This window comes from Pseudomonas parafulva (assembly GCF_000800255.1).
GTDB classification, from domain to species: Bacteria; Pseudomonadota; Gammaproteobacteria; order Pseudomonadales; family Pseudomonadaceae; genus Aquipseudomonas; species Aquipseudomonas boreofloridensis.
In genome coordinates this window covers 4,499,962-4,522,643 of the sequence record NZ_CP009747.1, presented here as the reverse complement: position 1 = coordinate 4,522,643, position 22,682 = coordinate 4,499,962, and the positions used below count along the sequence as shown (strand labels likewise).

Sequence of the window (22,682 nt, the reverse complement as noted above, 5' to 3'; positions counted from 1 at the left end):
AACGTGCGAAATCCAGCTTATGCAACACTGATCTGCCCCTTCTTCAGCGCTTCCATGACAGCCACTTTCGGGCCATCGGCGACGATTTGTCCGCGGTCGATGACGATCAACCGATCCACCAGCGACAGCAGCGATGCACGGTGAGTCACCAGCAGCACGGTCTTGCCTTCGATGACAGCCGCCAGGCGCTGCTTGAGGCGCTCCTCGCCGGTGTTGTCCATGGCACTGGTGGGTTCGTCGAGCAGCAGGATTTGCGGGTTGAGCAGCAGCGCGCGGGCCAAGGCGACGTTCTGCCGCTGGCCGCCGGACAGGTTCTGCCCGCGCTCGCCGACCTGCAGTTCGTAGCCGTCCGGGTGCAAGCGGGCGAATTCGTGCACGCCGGCGAGTTCGGCCGCTTGCAGGATCAATTCGTCCTCGATGTAACGTGCGCCGCTGACCAGGTTGTCGCGCAAGGTGCCCGCCAGCAGTTGGATGTCCTGGGGCACGTAGCCGATGTTGTGGCGCAGCTCGCTGACGTCGATCTGACGAATATCGACGCCATCGACCAGCAGCGAACCGTTATCGGCCTCGTAAAGCCCGACGATCAGCTTGGCCAGCGAACTCTTGCCCGAGCCGCTGCGACCGATGATGCCGATCTTCTCGCCGGGACGAATGACCAGGTTGATGCCCTTGAGCGCCTGGTTCTGCTGGTTCGGGTAAGTGAACTCCAGCCCGCGGAACTCTACCGCGCCTTGCAGCACCTGACGGCTCAGCGGACGCTCTTCGAAGTTGCGTTCCTGGGGCAGGCCCATCATCTGGTCGGTGGCGACCATGGTCACCTTGGCCTGCTGGTAACGCGCCAGCAAGCCGTTGAGCTGGCCCAGTGGGCCGAGTGCGCGACCGCTGAGCATGTAGCAGGCCACCAGCCCACCCATGCTCAGGTTGCCGTCGATGATCAGATAGACGCCGACGCAGATCATCGCCACACCGGCCAGTTGCTGGATCAGCAGGGTGATGTTCATCGCCAGGCCAGACAGCACCTTGACCCGCAGCTCCAGGCGGCTGAGGGTACCGAGGGTTTGCTCCCACATGTACTGGCGTTCGCTCTCGGCGTTGTTGACCTTCACCGCGTCCAGGCCGGCGAGGGTCTCGATCAGGCTGGACTGGCGCTCGGAGGCCAGCGCCATGGTTCGCTCCATGGTCGACATCAACGGCTTCTGCAAGGCATAGCCGATGCCCAGCGCCAGCGGGAAAGCCAGCACCGGAATCCACACCAGGTGCCCGCCGATGATGGCGATCACCATGAGGATCAGCAGGGTGAACGGCAGGTCGATCAGGCTGGTGAGGGTCAGCGAGGCGAGGAAATCACGCAGGCCTTGGAACTCGTGGATGTTCTGGGCGAAGCTGCCGACCCGCGCGGGCCGGTACTTCATCGACATGCCGACGATGCGCTCGAACAAGGTGGCGGAGATGATCAGGTCGGTCTTTTTGCCGGCCAGGTCCAGGCACAAGCTGCGCAGCCCCTTGAGAATGAGGTCGAAGACGTAGGCACCGGCGATGCCCACTGCCAGCACCCACAGGGTCGAGGTGGCCTGGTTGGGCACCACGCGGTCGTACACGTTCATCACGAACAGCGGTGCCGCCAGGGCGATCAGGTTGATCACCAGGCTCGCGGCGATGGCGTCGATGTACAGCCACTTGCTGCGCAGCAGCGTGTCGCGGAACCAGGAACGGGTGCGTGGAATGAGGTTGCCGTGGTTGACGTCGAACTTGTGCTGCGGCTGGGCGAAGAACACCTTGCCGCTGTAGTCGCCGGTCAAAGCCTCGCGGGTGACCAGCACTTCGCCACCGTCGCTCTCGCTGAGCAGCAGGCGCGCGCTGTCTTCATTCTCCCAGCCCAGCAGCACGGCGCTGCGGCCATCCTTGAGCAGGAGCATGGCAGGCATGGCGATGGTGGGGATCTGCTCGAGCTTGCGTTGCAGCAGGCGCCCTTGCAGGCCCGCCCGCGCAGCCGCACGCGGAAGCAGTTCCGGGCTCAAGCGCTGTGCTGGCAACGGCAGGCCAGTGGTGAGCATCGCCCGGCTGGCAGGCTTCTGGTGCAACACGCACAGGGTCAGCAGGCTGTCCAGCAGCGGATCGTCGTGCTGACTGCGTGGATCATGGTTGAGCTGTACTCGACTGACTTCAGATTCCACGCGGCGCTCTCTTCATCCTTGCAGTGGTTGGGGCGGGTGCGCCTGCCAGTCAGGTCTGGCCGTCTCACCCTGGGCTTGAGGTCGTGCTGCAGGCAGCGGGCATCGACACCCTGTCCTTCGGCAGCCGACCAATGGTCGCCTTGATTCGGTACTGAGTAAACAACTGCTTATATGTCACCTGCACCAGACGACAGTGCACAGTGAAGGTTTCATTTACGCGGTGTCGCAGACTGGGCAAAGTCGCTACCAGCGGCGGCTGACTCGCGTGCAGTGCACGGTTCTTGCGAGGAATGCGCTCCAGGGCATTTTCACAACTCACTCTGCAAAGCCTAACTGCTCATGACGCTGGCGCAAGGCCATATGGCAAAAAACCAGCGCCCGAATCACGGCGCGTGTCGTGACGACTGGAAGCTCCGGTTCCGCATAGGCAACAGACCGTCCATCGATTCTGAGCGTTTGACGCCCACACCGCGCCTAATCCTCATGATCCCTCGCCAGAGACGGTTATTTGACTCAGCAAGATGATGTCTTATAGCCATCCAATCCTATTCAGGAGGGTAAACCGGGCTGCGAATCCCTTCTTGCTGTGCACGCCAGATCCCCGCTGTACACCGCGCGCGAAGGACTGCGAGCGTCTGCGCAGAAACTGATTTCGCGGCTATTCTCCTGACGAACGGTAAGCGCCAAATTAATGGTGGTCGGCAAGGTTTGTGCTTAAAGACCAAAGCCTGCACCTCAAGTGACACATTGATGAAACTCACGACACGCAGTGTGGGTCATTTCCCAGTCGCAGACTTGCCCCAAGTCACTGCCAACAGGCGCGTAGCTCAGGAGAATAGCGGTCTCGACGGAACGTTTAGAAAAAACGCGAGCTGTTAGGTAATTAATACAAAAGGAAGATTGGTGTCGGACTAAATATCAATGTGACATTACTTTGCCGATTGTTTAGGATGACAAGACAAGGGTCAATACTTTGGCATAAACTTAATAGCCAAAAGTTATCGACAGAAAGTTGACGCATAAAAGCGTCAAATCTATTTCGTAACATTCCAGCGGAAGCAGGTTCGCACGCCGGCCGGAAGCCAACTGAGACACACCCCGGAGAGTTCCATGAGCACTGTCGTTGCCATCGTCAAAAGCATTGTTGGCCAAGTCATCGCAGTATCCCCGGAAGGCATCAAGCGCGTGCTGATCGAGGGCGACCGCCTGTTCGCAGGCGAAGAAGTCCTCACCGGCCCGGGCGGCGCCGTGACCCTGGAACTGGCCGACGGGCGAATGCTCGACCTGGGCCGCGACAGTCAATGGAGTGCGGACACACCCGCCAGCAGCGCTGACCTGGGACAGGTCACTGCCCAGGCCGCGCCATCGGTTGAAGAGCTGCAGCAAGCCATTGCCGCGGGTGCCGACCCGACCACCGATCTGGAAGCACCCGCCGCAGGCCCGACGGCCGCAGGTGGCGGCTCGGTGGGTGGCGGACACAGCTTCGTTCTGTTGGAAGAAACGGCAGGTGTGGTGGATCCGACCATCGGTTTCCCTACCGATCCGCTCAACTTCGCCGCTGCGCTGAACACGCAACAGGTCGGTGGCCTGAATGCCAATAACGCCACCACGACCAATACGGTGCCCGTGGCCACCGGCCTCACCCTGACCGCCACCCCCTCGATCAGCGAGGCGGGTGGCGTCATCGTCTACACCGCCAACGTCGGCCAGGCGCCCCAGAGCGACCTGACCGTGACCCTGTCCAATGGCGCGGTGGTCGTGATTCAGGCCGGTCAAACCAGCGGTTCGGTAAACGTCAACATTCCAGCCAACGATACGCCGTACATCGATGGCGGGCAGATCTCTACCACCATTACCAGCACCTCGGGCGGCACTGGGTTGATCGTCACGCCAAGTGACACGCCAGCAGTGACCCAGATCACTGACACCATCGACACCACCACTGCCACGTTGACCGCCTCCCCAAGCGTCACCGAAGGCGGCGTCATCACCTACACCGTCAGCCTGACTAATCCAGCGCAGACGCCGGTCACCGTGACCTTGTCCAACGGCCAGACCATCACCGTTGAAGCAGGCAAGTCCAGCGGCTCGATCGATTTCCAGACGCCAGCCAACGACGTCTACAACAACGGCAGCACCGTTAACACCACGATCACCAGCGCTACCGGCGGCAACTTCGAAAATCTGGTACCGAATCCGACGCCAGCGCAGACCGTTATCAACGACTCGATCGACACCACCACTGCCACGCTGACCGCCACCCCAAGCGTCACCGAAGGCGGTGTGATCACCTACACCGTCAGCCTGACTAATCCGGCGCAGACGCCGGTGACCGTGACCTTGTCCAATGGCCAGACCATCACGGTTGAGGCAGGTAAATCCAGCGGCTCGATTGATTTCCAGACGCCGGCGAATGACGTCTACAACAACGGCAGCACCGTCAACACCACGATCACCAGCGCTACCGGCGGCAACTTCGAAAATCTGGTACCGAATCCGACGCCGGCACAGACCGTTATCAACGATTCCGTTGACACCACCACTGCCACGCTGACCGCCACCCCAAGCGTCACCGAAGGCGGTGTGATCACCTACACCGTCAGCCTGACTAATCCGGCGCAGACGCCGGTGACCGTGACCTTGTCCAATGGCCAGACCATCACGGTTGAGGCAGGTAAATCCAGCGGCTCGATTGATTTCCAGACGCCGGCGAATGACGTCTACAACAACGGCAGCACCGTCAACACCACGATCACCAGTGCTACCGGCGGCAACTTCGAGAATCTGGTACCGAATCCGACGCCGGCGCAGACCGTTATCAACGATTCGATCGACACGACTACCGCTACCTTGACGGCTACTCCGAGCGTCACCGAAGGCGGCGTCATCACCTACACCGTCAGCCTGACCAATCCAGCGCAGACGCCGGTCACCGTGACCTTGTCCAACGGCCAGACCATCACCGTTGAAGCAGGCAAGTCCAGCGGCTCGATCGATTTCCAGACGCCAGCCAACGACGTCTACAACAACGGCAGCACCGTTAACACCACGATCACCAGCGCTACCGGCGGCAACTTCGAAAATCTGGTACCGAATCCGACGCCAGCGCAGACCGTTATCAACGACTCGATCGACACCACCACTGCCACGCTGACCGCCACCCCAAGCGTCACCGAAGGCGGTGTGATCACCTACACCGTCAGCCTGACTAATCCGGCGCAGACGCCGGTGACCGTGACCTTGTCCAATGGCCAGACCATCACGGTTGAGGCAGGTAAATCCAGCGGCTCGATTGATTTCCAGACGCCGGCGAATGACGTCTACAACAACGGCAGCACCGTCAACACCACGATCACCAGCGCTACCGGCGGCAACTTCGAAAATCTGGTACCGAATCCGACGCCGGCACAGACCGTTATCAACGATTCCGTTGACACCACCACTGCCACGCTGACCGCCACCCCAAGCGTCACCGAAGGCGGTGTGATCACCTACACCGTCAGCCTGACTAATCCGGCGCAGACGCCGGTGACCGTGACCTTGTCCAATGGCCAGACCATCACGGTTGAGGCAGGTAAATCCAGCGGCTCGATTGATTTCCAGACGCCGGCGAATGACGTCTACAACAACGGCAGCACCGTCAACACCACGATCACCAGTGCTACCGGCGGCAACTTCGAGAATCTGGTACCGAATCCGACGCCGGCGCAGACCGTTATCAACGATTCGATCGACACGACTACCGCTACCTTGACGGCCTCCCCAAGCGTCACCGAAGGCGGCGTCATCACCTACACCGTCAGCCTGACTAATCCAGCGCAGACGCCGGTCACCGTGACCTTGTCCAACGGCCAGACCATTACCGTTGAAGCAGGTAAATCCAGCGGCTCGATTGATTTCCAGACGCCTGCGAATGACGTCTACAACAACGGCAGCACCGTCAACACCACGATCACCAGTGCTACCGGCGGCAACTTCGAGAACCTGGTACCGAATCCGACGCCAGCGCAGACCGTTATCAACGATTCGATCGACACCACCACTGCCACGCTGACCGCCACCCCGAGCGTCACCGAAGGCGGCGTGATCACCTACACCGTCAGCCTGACCAACCCGGCTCAGACACCGGTGACCGTGACCCTGTCCAACGGCCAGACCATCACCGTTGAGGCAGGTAAATCCAGCGGCTCGATTGATTTCCAGACGCCTGCGAATGACGTCTACAACAACGGCAGCACCGTCAACACCACGATCACCAGTGCTACCGGCGGCAACTTCGAGAATCTGGTACCGAACCCGACGCCAGCGCAGACCGTTATCAACGATTCGATCGACACCACCACTGCCACGCTGACCGCCACCCCAAGCGTCACGGAAGGCGGTGTGATCACCTACACCGTCAGCCTGACCAACCCGGCTCAGACACCGGTGACCGTGACCCTGTCCAACGGCCAGACCATCACCGTTGAGGCAGGTAAGTCCAGCGGCTCGATTGATTTCCAGACGCCGCCCAACGATGTTTATGTCAACGGCAGCACCGTCAACACCACGATCACCAGTGCGACCGGCGGCAATTTCGAGAACCTGGTCACCAATCCGACCCCTGCACAAACTGTGGTCAGTGACAGCATCGATACCGTGACCGTCAACATCGCCAGCAACGGCAATGTGACCGAGGCCCAGCAACCGACCTTCACCGTATCAGTCAGTCAACAACTGGATCGCGATCTGACCGTCACCCTCAGCAACGGTGACAAAGTGGTAATCGCTGCTGGCCAGACCCAGGCGACCTACAGCCTGCCAGCCCAAGGCGATGACGTTTTCAAGGATCCAGGTTCCGTGACCGTGGGCGTCACCGATGCCAGCGTGCCAGGCAAGACCTTCGAGAATCTGCAGCTCGGCGGCGCAGCTACCGTGCAGATCACCGATACCGTGAGCGAAGTCGTTGCGACGCTCACTGCGGACAAGGCTACCGTCGCCGAAGGTGGGCAGGTTACTTACACCGTCACGCTGACCAATGCCCAAGGCTTGGATGTCACCGGCCATCAGGGCCTGACGTTCACGCTCTCGGATGGCACCAAAGTGACCATTCCGGCAGGCAGCGCCTCTGCATCGGCCACTATTCAAGCTGCTGACGATGTTTACGTCGGTGGTCAGCCTTCAATCGTTAACAAACTGGAGTCGGTCACCGGTGCGGATAACTTCGAGAAGTTGACCCTCGGCGACAACTCGATCACCACTACTGTCACCGATGAGCCTGGCACTGGTATTTCAGGTGCTGGTAACGAAGGTGACAAGGTTTCCGTCACCATCGTTAGCAATGGCGATGTGAACGAAGCTCAGCAGCCGTCGTTCACCGTTAAAGTGAATCAGCCGCTGGATCGTCCGCTCACCGTCACCTTGAGCAACGGCGACAAAGTCACCCTCGCTGCCGGCCAGACCGAAGTTGAATACAAGGCTCCAGCTCAGGGCGAGGACGTCTTCAAAGATGCCGGCTCGCTGACTGTCGGCATTACCGATGCAAGCGTTGCTGGCAAAACCTTCGAGAACTTGGAACTCGGCGGCAGCGCGACCGTGCAAATCGCTGACACGATCAGCGAAGTGGTCGCGACTCTTACCGCTGACAAGACCACCGTCGCTGAAGGCGGCCAAGTCACTTACACCGTCACTCTCAGCAACGCCCAAGGCCTGTCGGTTACCGGTCACCAAGGCCTCACCTTCACCCTGAGCGACGGCACCAAAGTTACCGTCCCGGCTGGCAGCGCCACGGGTACTGCGACCATCACTGCCAACGACGACGTCTACGTCGGCGGGCAAGCTCCGATCGTCAACAAACTGGAATCGGTCACCGGTGCGGATAACTTCGAGAAGCTGACTCTCGGCGACAACTCGATCACCACTACCGTCACCGATGAGCCAGGCACTGGTACTCCAGGTGCTGGCAACGAAGGCGATAAAGTTTCCGTCACCATCGTCAGCAATGGCGATGTGAACGAAGCTCAGCAGCCGTCGTTCACCGTTAAAGTGAATCAGCCGCTGGATCGTCCGCTCACCGTCACCTTGAGCAACGGCGACAAAGTCACCCTCGCTGCCGGCCAGACCGAAGTTGAGTACAAGGCTCCGGCCCAAGGCGAGGACGTCTTCAAAGATGCCGGCTCGCTGACTGTCGGCATTACCGATGCAAGCGTTGCTGGCAAAACCTTCGAGAACTTGGAACTCGGCGGCAGCGCGACCGTACAAATCGCCGATACCATCAGCGAAGTCGTTGCCACACTGACCGCCGACAAATCGACCGTGGCCGAAGGCGGCACCGTTACCTACACCGTCACCCTTAGCAACGCTCAAGGCCTTTCTGTGGCGGGCCACCAAGGCCTCACCTTCACCCTGAGCGACGGCACCAAAGTTACCGTCCCGGCGGGCAGCGCCACGGGCACTTCCACCATCCAGGCTCCAGATGATGTGTACGTGGGTGGTCAGCCATCCATCGTTAACAAACTGGAGTCGGTTACCGGTGCGGATAACTTCGAGAAGTTGACCCTCGGCGACAACTCGATCACCACTACCGTCACCGATGAGCCAGGCACTGGTACGCCAGGTGCTGGTAACGAAGGTGACAAGGTTTCCGTCACCATCGTTAGCAATGGCGATGTGAATGAGGCTCAACAGCCGTCGTTCACCGTTAAAGTGAATCAGCCGCTGGATCGTCCGCTGACTGTCACCCTGAGCAACGGCGATAAAGTCACCATCGCTGCAGGCCAGACCGAAGTTGAATACAAGGCTCCAGCTCAGGGCGAAGATGTCTTCAAGGATGCCGGCTCGCTGACTGTTGGCATCACCGATGCCAGTGTTGCTGGCAAAACCTTCGAGAACCTTGAGCTGGGTGGTTCGGCAACTGTTCAGATCGCTGACACCATCAGCGAAGTGGTTGCGACCCTCACCGCAGACAAATCCACTGTCGCTGAAGGCGGCCAAGTCACCTACACCGTTACCCTGAGCAATGCTCAAGGTCTGTCGGTGACTGGTCACCAGGGTCTGGTGTTCACCCTGAGCGACGGCACCAAAGTCAACGTGGCCGCTGGTAGCTCGACTGGCACCGCCGTTATCACTGCCAAAGACGACGTCTACGTCGGCGGCCAGGCTCCGATCGTCAACAAGATCGAGTCCGTCACTGGCGGCGATAACTTCGAAAAACTGACTCTGGGTCAGGGTGAAGTTAGAACCGAAGTCACTGACGAGCCAGGTGCTGGCACTCCAGGCGCTGGTAACGAAGGCGATAAGGTTTCCGTCACCATTGTTAGCAATGGCGACGTGAATGAGGCTCAACAGCCGTCGTTCACCGTTAAGGTGAATCAGCCGCTGGATCGTCCGCTCACCGTCACCCTGAGCAATGGCGATAAAGTCACCATCGCTGCAGGCCAGACCGAAGTTGAGTACAAGGCTCCGGCTCAAGGCGATGACGTCTTCAAAGATGCCGGTTCGCTGACTGTTGGCATCACCGACGCCAGCGTTGCAGGCAAAACCTTCGAGAACCTGGAGCTGGGTGGTTCGGCAACTGTTCAGATTGCTGACACCATCAGCGAAGTGGTTGCGACCCTCACTGCCGACAAGTCCACCGTTGCTGAAGGCGGTCAAGTCACTTACACCGTTACCCTGAGCAACTCCCAAGGCCTGTCGGTTTCCGGTCACCAAGGCCTCACCTTCACCCTGAGCGACGGTACTAAAGTTACTGTCCCTGCTGGCAGCGCCACTGGCACCGCGACCATCACTGCCAACGACGACGTCTATGTCGGCGGGCAAGCGCCGATCGTCAACAAGATCGAGTCCGTCACTGGCGGCGATAACTTCGAAAAACTGACGCTGGGTCAGGGCGAAGTTAGGACTGAAGTTACTGATGAACCAGGCACTGGTACTCCAGGTGCTGGTAACGAAGGCGACAAGGTTGCCGTCACTATCGTTAGCAATGGCGATGTGAACGAGGCTCAACAGCCGTCGTTCACCGTGAAGGTGAATCAGCCACTGGATCGTCCGCTCACCGTCACTCTGAGCAATGGCGATAAAGTCACCATTGCTGCAGGCCAGACCGAGGTTGAGTACAAGGCCCCGGCTCAAGGCGAAGATGTCTTCAAGGATGCCGGCTCGCTGACTGTTGGCATCACCGACGCCAGCGTTGCTGGCAAAACGTTCGAGAACCTGGAACTCGGCGGCAGTGCTACCGTACAAATCGCTGACACGATCAGCGAAGTGGTCGCGACTCTTACCGCTGACAAGACCACCGTCGCTGAAGGCGGCCAAGTCACTTACACCGTCACCCTGAGCAATGCTCAAGACCTGTCGGTTACCGGTCACCAAGGCCTCACCTTCACCCTGAGCGACGGCACTAAAGTTACTGTGCCTGCTGGCAGCGCCACTGGCACCGCGACCATTACTGCCAACGACGACGTCTACGTCGGCGGCCAAGCTCCGATCGTCAACAAGATCGAGTCCGTCACTGGCGGCGATAACTTCGAGAAACTGACCCTGGGTCAGGGCGAAGTTAGAACTGAAGTTACCGATGAGCCAGGTACCGGTACTCCGGGCGCAGGTAACGAAGGAGATAAGGTCTCCGTCACCATCGTCAGCAATGGCGATGTGAACGAAGCTCAGCAGCCGTCGTTCACCGTGAAGGTGAATCAGCCACTGGATCGTCCGCTCACCGTCACTCTGAGCAATGGCGATAAAGTCACCATCGCTGCCGGTCAGACCGAAGTTGAGTACAAGGCTCCAGCTCAAGGCGAAGACGTCTTCAAAGATGCCGGTTCGCTGACTGTTGGCATCACCGATGCCAGCGTTGCTGGCAAGACCTTCGAGAACCTCGAGCTGGGTGGTTCGGCAACTGTTCAGATCGCCGACACGATCAGCGAAGTGGTTGCGACTCTCACCGCTGATAAGTCCACCGTCGCTGAGGGCGGTCAAGTCACTTACACCGTCACCCTGAGCAATGCTCAAGGCCTGTCGGTTACCGGTCATCAGGGCCTCACCTTCACCCTGAGCGATGGCACCAAAGTTAACGTCGCTGCTGGCAGCGCCACCGGCACTGCGACCATCACAGCGAAAGACGACGTGTACGTCGGCGGCCAAGCTCCGATCGTCAACAAGATCGAGTCCGTCACTGGTGGCGATAACTTCGAAAAACTGACGCTGGGCCAGGGCGAAGTTAGAACCGAAGTTACCGATGAGCCAGGTACCGGTACTCCAGGCGCTGGCAACGAAGGCGATAAGGTATCGGTCACCATCGTCAGCAATGGCGACGTGAACGAAGCTCAGCAGCCAAGCTTCACCGTGAAAGTCAGCCAAGTGCTGGATCGTCCGCTGACTGTCACCCTGAGCAACGGCGATAAAGTCACCATCGCTGCAGGCCAGACCGAAGTTGAATACAAGGCTCCGGCTCAGGGCGAAGACGTCTTCAAAGACGCAGGTTCGCTGACTGTCGGTATCACCGATGCCAGTGTTGCTGGCAAAACCTTCGAGAACCTGGAACTCGGCGGCAGCGCTACCGTACAAATCGCCGATACCATCAGCGAAGTCGTTGCCACACTGACCGCCGACAAATCGACCGTGGCCGAAGGCGGCACCGTTACCTACACCGTCACCTTAAGCAATGCTCAAGGTCTGTCGGTGACTGGTCACCAGGGTCTGGTCTTCACCCTCTCGGACGGCACCAAAGTCAACGTGGCCGCTGGCAGCGCAACCGGCACTGCGACCATCCAAGCTCCAGATGATGTGTACGTGGGTGGCCAACCATCCATCGTTAACAAACTGGAATCGGTCACCGGTGCGGATAACTTCGAGAAGTTGACCCTCGGCGACAACTCGATCACCACTACTGTCACCGATGAACCTGGCACTGGTACTCCAGGTGCTGGTAACGAAGGCGACAAGGTTGCCGTCACTATCATTAGCAATGGCGACGTGAATGAGGCTCAACAGCCGTCGTTCACCGTTAAAGTGAATCAGCCGCTGGATCGTCCGCTGACTGTCACCCTGAGCAACGGCGATAAAGTCACCATTGCTGCCGGTCAGACCGAAGTGGAATACAAGGCCCCGGCTCAAGGCGAGGACGTCTTCAAAGACGCGGGTTCGCTCACCGTCGGCATTACCGATGCCAGCGTTGCTGGCAAAACCTTCGAGAACTTGGAACTCGGCGGCAGCGCGACCGTACAAATCGCCGACACCATCAGCGAAGTCGTTGCCACACTGACCGCAGACAAATCCACTGTCGCTGAAGGTGGCCAAGTCACTTACACCGTCACCCTGAGCAACGCTCAAGGCCTGTCGGTTACCGGTCACCAAGGCCTGGTGTTCACCCTGAGCGATGGCACTAAAGTCACCGTCCCGGCTGGCAGCGCCACGGGTACTGCGACCATCCAAGCTCCAGATGATGTGTACGTGGGTGGCCAACCATCCATCGTTAACAAGCTTGAATCGGTGACCGGTGCGGATAACTTCGAAAAACTGACTCTGGGCGATAACTCGGTTACCACTACCGTCACCGATGAACCAGGCACTGGTACTCCAGGCGCGGGCAACGAAGGTGACAAGGTCTCCGTCACCATCGTCAGCAATGGCGACGTGAACGAGGCTCAGCAGCCGTCGTTCACTGTCAAAGTTACTCAGCCACTGGATCGTCCGCTCACCGTCACCCTGAGCAACGGCGATAAAGTCACCATCGCTGCAGGCCAGACCGAAGTTGAATACAAGGCTCCGGCTCAGGGCGAAGACGTCTTCAAAGACGCAGGTTCGCTGACTGTCGGTATCACCGATGCCAGTGTTGCTGGCAAAACCTTCGAGAACCTGGAACTCGGCGGCAGCGCTACCGTACAAATCGCCGATACCATCAGCGAAGTCGTTGCCACACTGACCGCCGACAAATCGACCGTGGCCGAAGGCGGCACCGTTACCTACACCGTCACCTTAAGCAATGCTCAAGGTCTGTCGGTGACTGGTCACCAGGGTCTGGTCTTCACCCTCTCGGACGGCACCAAAGTCAACGTGGCCGCTGGCAGCGCAACCGGCACTGCGACCATCCAAGCTCCAGATGATGTGTACGTGGGTGGTCAACCATCCATCGTTAACAAGCTGGAGTCGGTTACCGGTGCGGATAACTTCGAGAAATTGACCCTCGGCGACAACTCGATCACCACTACCGTCATCGATGAGCCAGGCACTGGTACTCCAGGTGCTGGCAACGAAGGTGACAAGGTTGCCGTCACTATCGTTAGCAATGGCGACGTGAATGAGGCTCAACAGCCGTCGTTCACCGTGAAGGTCAACCAGCCACTGGATCGTCCACTCACCGTCACCCTGAGCAACGGCGACAAAGTCACCATCGCTGCAGGCCAGACCGAGGTTGAGTACAAGGCTCCGGCTCAGGGCGAAGACGTCTTCAAAGACGCAGGTTCGCTGACTGTCGGTATCACCGATGCCAGTGTTGCTGGCAAAACCTTCGAGAACTTGGAACTCGGCGACAGCGCGACCGTACAAATCGCTGACACGATCAGCGAAGTCGTTGCCACACTGACCGCAGACAAATCCACTGTCGCTGAAGGTGGCCAAGTCACCTACACCGTCACACTGAGCAATGCTCAAGGCCTGTCGGTTACCGGTCACCAAGGACTCACCTTTACCCTGAGCGATGGCACCAAAGTTAACGTCGCTGCTGGCAGCGCCACCGGCACTGCGACCATCACAGCGAAAGACGACGTTTACGTCGGCGGCCAGGCTCCGATAGTCAACAAGATCGAGTCCGTCACTGGTGGCGATAACTTCGAAAAACTGACGCTGGGCCAGGGCGAAGTTAGGACTGAAGTTACTGATGAACCAGGCACAGGTACGCCAGGTGCTGGTAACGAAGGCGACAAGGTTGCCGTCACTATCGTTAGCAATGGCGATGTGAACGAGGCTCAACAGCCATCGTTCACCGTGAAGGTCAATCAGCCACTGGATCGTCCACTCACCGTCACCTTGAGTAATGGCGATAAAGTCACCATCGCTGCGGGCCAGACCGAAGTTGAGTACAAGGCTCCGGCTCAAGGCGAAGACGTCTTCAAAGATGCCGGCTCGCTGACTGTCGGTATTACCGACGCCAGCGTTGCTGGCAAAACCTTCGAGAATCTTGAGCTGGGTGGTTCGGCCACAGTTCAGATCGCTGACACCATCAGCGAAGTGGTTGCGACCCTCACCGCAGACAAATCCACTGTCGCTGAAGGCGGCCAAGTCACCTACACCGTCACCCTGAGCAACGCTCAAGGCCTGTCGGTCACAGGTCACCAAGGCCTGGTCTTCACCCTGAGCGACGGCACCAAGGTCAACATTGCTGCAGGTAGCGCCACCGGCACCGCGACCATCACTGCCAAAGACGACGTCTACGTCGGCGGCCAAGCGCCAATCGTCAACAAGATCGAATCTGTCACTGGCGGCGACAACTTCGAGAAGCTGACCCTAGGCAGCAACTCCGTGACCACCACCGTCACCGACGAGCCAGGTTCGGGTACTCCAGGTTCGGGTAACCAAGGCGATAAAGTTTCCGTCACCATCGTCAGCAATGGCGACGTGAACGAGGCTCAGCAGCCGTCGTTCACTGTCAAAGTTAATCAGCCACTGGATCGTCCGCTGACTGTCACCCTGAGCAATGGCGATAAAGTCACCATCGCTGCAGGCCAGACTGAAGTGGAATACAAGGCTCCGGCTCAAGGCGATGACGTCTTCAAGGATGCCGGTTCACTGACTGTCGGCATCACCGACGCCAGCGTTGCTGGCAAAACGTTCGAGAACCTGGAACTCGGCGGCAGCGCTACCGTACAAATCGCTGACACGATCAGCGAAGTGGTAGCAACGCTGACTGCCGACAAGTCCACTGTCGCTGAAGGCGGCCAAGTCACCTACACCGTCACCTTGAGCAACGCCCAAGGGCTGTCGGTGACTGGTCACCAGGGTCTGGTCTTCACGTTGAGCGACGGCACCAAAGTCAACGTGGCCGCTGGCAGCTCGACTGGCACCGCCGTTATCACTGCCAAAGACGACGTCTACGTCGGCGGCCAGGCTCCGATCGTCAACAAGATCGAATCCGTCACCGGCGGCGACAACTTCGAGAAACTGACCCTCGGCAGCAACTCCGTGACCACCACCGTCACCGACGAGCCAGGTTCGGGCACACCAGGTTCGGGTAACCAAGGCGACAAAGTCTCGGTCACTATCGTCAGCAATGGCGATGTGAACGAGGCCCAGCAGCCAAGCTTCACCGTCAAAGTGAATCAGCCGCTGGATCGTCCGCTGACTGTCACCCTGAGCAACGGCGACAAGGTCACCATCGCTGCCGGCCAAACTCAGGTCGAGTACAAGGCTCCAGCTCAAGGCGAAGACGTCTTCAAAGATGCCGGTTCACTCACCGTCGGTATCAACAGCGCCACCGTCGAAGGCAAGACCTTCGAAAACCTGGAGCTGGGTGCACCTGCCACCGTACAAATCAGCGACACCATCAGCGAAGTCGTTGCCACACTGACTGCCGACAAGACGACCGTGGCTGAAGGCGGCCAAGTCACCTACACCGTCACCCTGAGCAACGCCCAAGGCCTGTCGGTAACGGGTCACCAGGGTCTGGTCTTCACCCTGAGCGACGGCACCAAAGTCAACGTGGCCGCTGGCAGCTCGACTGGCACCGCCGTTATCACTGCCAAAGACGACGTCTACGTTGGCGGCCAAGCGCCGATCGTCAACAAGATCGAATCCGTCACTGGCGGCGACAACTTCGAGAAGCTGACCCTCGGCAGCAACTCCGTGACCACCACCGTCACCGACGAGCCAGGTTCGGGTACTCCAGGTTCGGGTAACCAAGGCGACAAAGTCTCGGTCACTATCGTCAGCAATGGCGATGTGAACGAGGCCCAGCAGCCAAGCTTCACCGTCAAAGTGAATCAGCCGCTGGATCGTCCGCTGACTGTCACCCTGAGCAACGGCGACAAAGTCACCATCGCGGCCGGTCAGACTCAAGTGGAATACAAGGCCCCCGCTCAAGGCGAAGACGTCTTCAAGGATGCCGGCTCGCTCACCGTCGGCGTCAACAGCGCCACCGTCGAAGGCAAAACCTTCGAAAACCTGGAGCTGGGTGCACCTGCGACCGTGCAAATCAGCGACACCATCAGCGAAGTCGTTGCCACACTGACTGCTGACAAGACGACCGTGGCCGAAGGCGGCCAAGTCACCTACACCGTCACCTTGAGCAACGCCCAAGGCCTGTCGGTAACGGGTCACCAGGGTCTGGTCTTCACCCTGAGCGACGGCACCAAGGTCAACATTGCTGCAGGTAGCGCCACCGGCACCGCGACCATCACTGCCAAAGACGACGTCTACGTCGGTGGTCAGGCGCCAATCGTCAACAAAATCACCGCCGTCACCGGCGGCGACAACTTCGAGAAACTGACCCTCGGCAGCAACTCCGTGACCACCACGGTCACCGACGAGCCAGGTTCGGGCACGCCAGGTTCGGGCAACCAAGGCGACAAAGTCTCGGTCACTATCGTCAGCAATGGCGATGTGAACGAGGCCCAGCAGCCAAGCTTCACCGTCAAAGTGAATCAGCCGCTGGATCGTCCGCTGACTGTCACCCTGAGCAACGGCGACAAAGTCACCATCGCGGCCGGTCAGACTCAAGTGGAATACAAGGCCCCCGCTCAAGGCGAAGACGTCTTCAAGGATGCCGGCTCGCTCACCGTCGGCGTCAACAGCGCCACCGTCGAAGGCAAAACCTTCGAAAACCTGGAGCTGGGTGCACCTGCGACCGTGCAAATCAGCGACACCATCAGCGAAGTCGTTGCCACACTGACTGCTGACAAGACGACCGTGGCCGAAGGCGGCCAAGTCACCTACACCGTCACCTTGAGCAACGCCCAAGGCCTGTCGGTAACGGGTCACCAGGGTCTGGTCTTCACCCTGAGCGACGGCACCAAAGTTAACGTGGCCGCTGGTAGCTCGACTGGCACCGCCGTTATCACTGCCAAAGACGACGTCTACGTCGGCGGCCAGGCTCCGATCGTCAACAAGATCGAATCCGTCACTGGCGGCGACAACTTCGAGAAGCTGACCCTCGGCAGCAACTCCGTGACCACCACCGTCACCGACGAGCCAGGTTCGGGTACTCCAGGTTCGGGTAACCAAGGCGACAAAGTCTCGGTCACTATCGTCAGCAATGGCGATGTGAACGAGGCCCAGCAGCCAAGCTTCACCGTCAAAGTGAATCAGCCGCTGGATCGTCCGCTGACTGTCACCCTGAGCAACGGCGACAAAGTCACCATCGCGGCCGGTCAGACTCAAGTGGAATACAAGGCCCCCGCTCAAGGCGAAGACGTCTTCAAGGATGCCGGTTCACTCACCGTCGGTATCAACAGCGCCACCGTCGAAGGCAAGACCTTCGAAAACCTGGAGCTGGGTGCACCTGCCACCGTGCAAATCAGCGACACCATCAGCGAAGTCGTTGCCACACTGACTGCCGACAAGACGACCGTGGCTGAAGGCGGCCAAGTCACCTACACCGTCACCCTGAGCAACGCCCAAGGCCTGTCGGTAACGGGTCACCAGGGTCTGGTCTTCACCCTGAGCGACGGCACCAAAGTCAACGTGGCCGCTGGCAGCTCGACTGGCACCGCCGTTATCACTGCCAAAGACGACGTCTACGTCGGCGGCCAAGCGCCGATCGTCAACAAGATCGAATCCGTCACTGGCGGCGACAACTTCGAGAAGCTGACCCTCGGCAGCAACTCCGTGACCACCACCGTCACCGACGAGCCAGGTTCGGGTACACCAGGTTCGGGTAACCAAGGCGACAAAGTCTCGGTCACTATCGTCAGCAATGGCGATGTGAACGAGGCCCAGCAGCCAAGCTTCACCGTCAAAGTGAATCAGCCGCTGGACCGTCCTTTGACTGTCACTCTGAGCAACGGCGACAAGGTCACCATCGCTGCCGGCCAAACTCAGGTCGAGTACAAGGCTCCAGCTCAAGGCGAAGACGTCTTCAAAGATGCCGGCTCGCTCACCGTCGGTATCAACAGCGCCACCGTCGAAGGCAAGACCTTCGAAAACCTGGAGCTGGGTGCACCTGCCACCGTACAAATCAGCGACACCATCAGCGAAGTCGTTGCCACGCTGACTGCCGACAAGACGACCGTGGCCGAAGGCGGCACCGTTACCTACACCGTCACCCTGAGCAACGCTCAAGGCCTGTCGGTCACAGGTCACCAAGGTCTGGTCTTCACCCTGAGCGACGGCACCAAGGTCAACATTGCTGCAGGTAGCGCCACCGGCACCGCGACCATCACTGCCAAAGACGACGTCTACGTCGGTGGTCAGGCGCCAATCGTCAACAAAATCACCGCCGTCACCGGCGGCGACAACTTCGAGAAACTGACCCTCGGCAGCAACTCCGTGACCACCACGGTCACCGACGAGCCAGGTTCGGGCACGCCAGGTTCGGGCAACCAAGGCGACAAAGTCTCGGTCACTATTGTCAGCAATGGCGACGTGAACGAGGCCCAGCAGCCAAGCTTCACGGTGAAAGTCAGCCAAGTTCTGGATCGCCCATTGACGGTAACCCTGAGCACCGGCGACAAGGTCACCATCGCTGCAGGCCAGACCCAGGTCGAGTACAAGGCCCCTGCTCAAGGCGAAGACGTCTTCAAAGACGCCGGCTCGCTCACCGTCGGCATTACCGATGCTAGCGTTACCGGCAAGACCTTCGAAAACCTGGAGCTGGGTGGCAGCGCGACCGTGCAGATCAGCGACACCATCAGCGAAGTCGTTGCCACGCTGACTGCCGACAAGACGACCGTGGCCGAAGGCGGCACCGTTACCTACACCGTCACCCTGAGCAACGCTCAAGGCCTGTCGGTCACCGGCCACCAAGGCCTGGTCTTCACCCTGAGCGACGGCACCAAGGTCAACATCGCTGCGGGCAGCGCCAGCGGCACCGCGACCATCACCGCCAAGGACGACGTGTACGTCGGCGGGCAAGCGCCGATCGTCAACAAGCTCGAGTCCGTTGCCGGCGGCGACAACTTCGAGAAACTGACCCTGGGCGGCAACACCCTCACCACCACCGTGACCGACGAACCGAGCGGCCAGGGCGACCTGACCACGGTGAGCATCAGCGGCGACACGTCGGTGACCGAGGGCGATACCGCGCACTACACGCTCACCCTGACCAGTCCATCGAAGACCGATGTCACCGTCACCCTGAGCTACAGCGGCACCGCCACCAACGGCCAGGACTACACCGGTGTGGTCACCGTGAAGATTCCGGCGGGCGCCAGCACGGCCAACTTCGACGTGAAGACCATCGACGACCAACTCGTCGAGGGCTCGGAGAACTTTACCGTCAAGATCACCGGCACCAGCGGGGGTGGTTTCGAGAACCTGCAGGTCGACGCGAACAAGGGTAGCGTGACCACCACCATCATCGACAACGACCACATGCCCGAGTCGCCCGGCGGCGCCGTCACCGGCACCGAGGACACCGACTACGTGTTCAAGTGGGGCGACTTCAACGTTACCGATGCCGATGGCAACACCGGACTGGCCGTGGTCATCAGCAAACTGCCGGACCTGGGCAGCCTCAAGTTCTTCAACGGCAGCGCCTGGGTCAACGTGTCGCTGAACCAGACGGTCAGCCAGGCCGACATCACCGCCGGCAAGCTCAAGTTCGTGCCACTGGCGAACCAGTCCGGCGTGGACGGCTATGGCGGCAACGGCGTGGGCAACCAGCAGGCCGACTACGCACAGATCAAGTACAAGCCGAACGACGGCACCAATACCGGTAGTGAAGTGACCATGAAGGTGGACATCACGCCGGTCGCCGACCGCCCTGACCTGTCGATCGGCAACAACAACGTCGCGTCGATCGGCCTGACCAAAGAAAGCTGGAACAGCCTCAATGGCCTGGGCACCAACGGCAACGGCATCACGGGCGACCAGTTGAAGAACGTGTTCGCCAACTCCGGCAGCGCCAATAAGAGCGAGCAGGTCACCACGGTCGATACCGCAGCCACCGTCAGCCCTGGCACCGGTTCGAAAACGTCCGGCCTGATCTACATGGAAGCCGGCAAGACCTACACCTTCAGCGGCACGGCGGACGACAGCCTGCAGATCGTTGTCGGCGGCAAAAACGTCGCCGGTGCCACCTGGGGCAACGCCAGCGGCGCCATCAGCGGCAGCTTCACGCCGACCACTAACGGCTACTACACCCTGGAGATCTACAACGCCAACCAGGCGGGCCCGGGTAGCCTGGACGTCAACATCAAGGTCGGCAACGGCCCGGTGACGGACCTGAGCGCCTCGAACATCCCGCTGTACCCGAACCTCGGTTCGATGACCGGCGCAGGCCTGACCGTCTCCGACCTGCATGGCAGCAACGGCCAGGGTTACTACGACGGCTACAAGCTCAACGAAGGCCGTGAAAACGGCGCGCCGGTCAAACTGGTGGGCATCAGCACCAACCTGACCGACACCGACGGCTCGGAAACCCTGAGCGTCAAGCTCAGTGGCATTCCGGCAGGCTCGGTGGTCAGCGACAACGCTGGCCACAGCTTCACCGTGGGCAGCAGTGCCGTGGACGTCACCGGCTGGAACCTCAACAGCCTGGCGATCAAGCCACCGGCCTACTACAACGGCCAGTTCGACGTGAAGGTCAGTTCGATCTCCAGCGAGAGCGTTGGCGGCAGCACCGCGACCAATGAAGGCACCTTCAAGGTCACGGTGTACCCGCAGTCCTACAGCACCAGCAACCTGACCGCCAATGCCGATAACTTCACCGGCACCGACGGTAACGACATCATCGTTGCCGACGTCGGCGGCCTGCACGTGGTGCCGGGCAAGGACTACAACATCGCCTTCATCGTCGACACCTCCGGCAGCATGGGCGCCTCGGGCGTGGATGCGGCGAAGAAATCGCTGGAGTCGGTGTTCAAGACCCTCGCGGCCAGCGTCAAGGGTGCGCAGTCCGGCAGCGTCAACATCCTGCTCGTGGACTTCGCCACCCAGGTCAAGTCGTCGGTTTCCGTCACCTTGAACGATGCCGGTCTGCAAAAGCTGCAAAGCCAGCTGAGCACCCTCAGCGCGGGCGGCGGTACCAACTACGAAGATGCCTTCAAGACCACGGCGAACTGGTTCCAGAGCCTGAAGAATGCCGGTAGCACCGGCAGCAACCAGACCTACTTCATCACCGACGGTCAGCCGACGTACTACCAGTCCAACGAGCAGACCAACCCGAACCTGGGCTACGCCGGCTCGACCCTGGACGGCTACCTGTCTTCGATCAACTACAAGATCGGCGACGTGATCTCCCGTGGCATGATCGACAGCAGCACGCGGGCCGACATCGACTCCAAGGGCTACCTGTCCGTGCAGTACAAGTCCGGGTCGAGCTGGTACAACTACGGCTCGGGCTATATCCATGCCCAAGGCGATGGCACCTATGAGGTCTCGTCGCTTTCAGGCACCGGCTATAGCACCGACTCGGCGACCCTGGCCAACTCCAAGGACACCTTCAAGCTGCTGTCGAACCTGTCCAACGTCGAAGCCATCGGCCTGAACAACGATGTCAATGCCAGCGACCTGAAGCCGTACGATTCCGATGGCGTGCCGCAGACCAACATCGACCCGAGCAAGCTGGCCGAGGCCATCCTTGGTCACACCGAGGTGATGAACCCTGGCGCCGACACCGTCAACGGCGGCGACGGCAACGACATCATCTTCGGTGATCTGGTGACCTTCGATTCGGTGCCCGGCACCGGCGTCGAAGCGATCCAGGGCTATGTCGCCAACAAGTTGGGCGTTGACGTGGGCGACGTGGATGCCCGGATGATGCATCAGTACGTCACCGAGCATTACACCGAGTTCGATATCTCGCGCAGCAGCGACGGCAACGACACCCTGATCGGTGGCGACGGTGACGATATCCTCTTCGGCCAGGGCGGTGACGACTACCTCGACGGCGGGCGCGGCAACGACATCCTGCTCGGCGGCACCGGCAACGACACGCTGATCGGTGGTGAAGGCAACGACCTGCTGATCGGCGGTGCCGGCAACGACATCCTCATCGGCGGCAAGGGCGACGATATCCTCATCGGCGGGAGCGGCGCAGATACCTTCGTGTGGAAGGCCGGCGATTTCGGCAACGATGTGATCAAGGACTTCAACCAGCAGGAAGGCGACCGCCTCGATCTGCGCGATCTGCTGCAGGGCGAGAAGGCCAGCACCATCGACAACTTCCTGAAGATCACCACCGTCAATGGCGAGTCGACCCTGCAGGTCAGTTCCGAAGGCAAGCTCAATGCCAGCGGCGGCGTGGCCAACGCCGACGTCAGCATCAAGCTGCAAGGCGTGGACTGGTCACACTCGTCGATCAACTCGTTGATCGCCGGTGCGGACCCGATCATCAAGATCGACAACGCCAACAGCTGATGCGTGAACTCCAGGCGGCTTCAA

General features: G+C 59.9%; 2 protein-coding genes. One reads left to right on the top strand and one right to left on the bottom strand.

The window, feature by feature from the left end:
* Positions 1–17: 17 nt before the first annotated feature.
* Positions 18–2,174 (bottom strand): type I secretion system permease/ATPase, encoded by a 2,157-nt coding sequence (locus NJ69_RS19765; RefSeq protein ID WP_039582481.1) that lies wholly within the window; start codon positions 2,172–2,174, stop codon positions 18–20.
* Between the two features lie 1,110 nt (positions 2,175–3,284).
* On the opposite strand from NJ69_RS19765, the gene NJ69_RS19760 reads away from it, so the two are divergent.
* Positions 3,285–22,658: an immunoglobulin-like domain-containing protein gene (locus tag NJ69_RS19760; protein WP_039582479.1), complete on the top strand. Its 19,374-nt coding sequence runs from the start codon at positions 3,285–3,287 to the stop codon at positions 22,656–22,658.
* Positions 22,659–22,682 lie beyond the last annotated feature (24 nt).

Coding starts and splice junctions, on each gene's coding strand:
- NJ69_RS19760 (WP_039582479.1), top strand. CDS start 3,285: ATGAGCACTGTCGTTGCCATCGTCAAAAGCATTGTTGGCCAAGTCATC.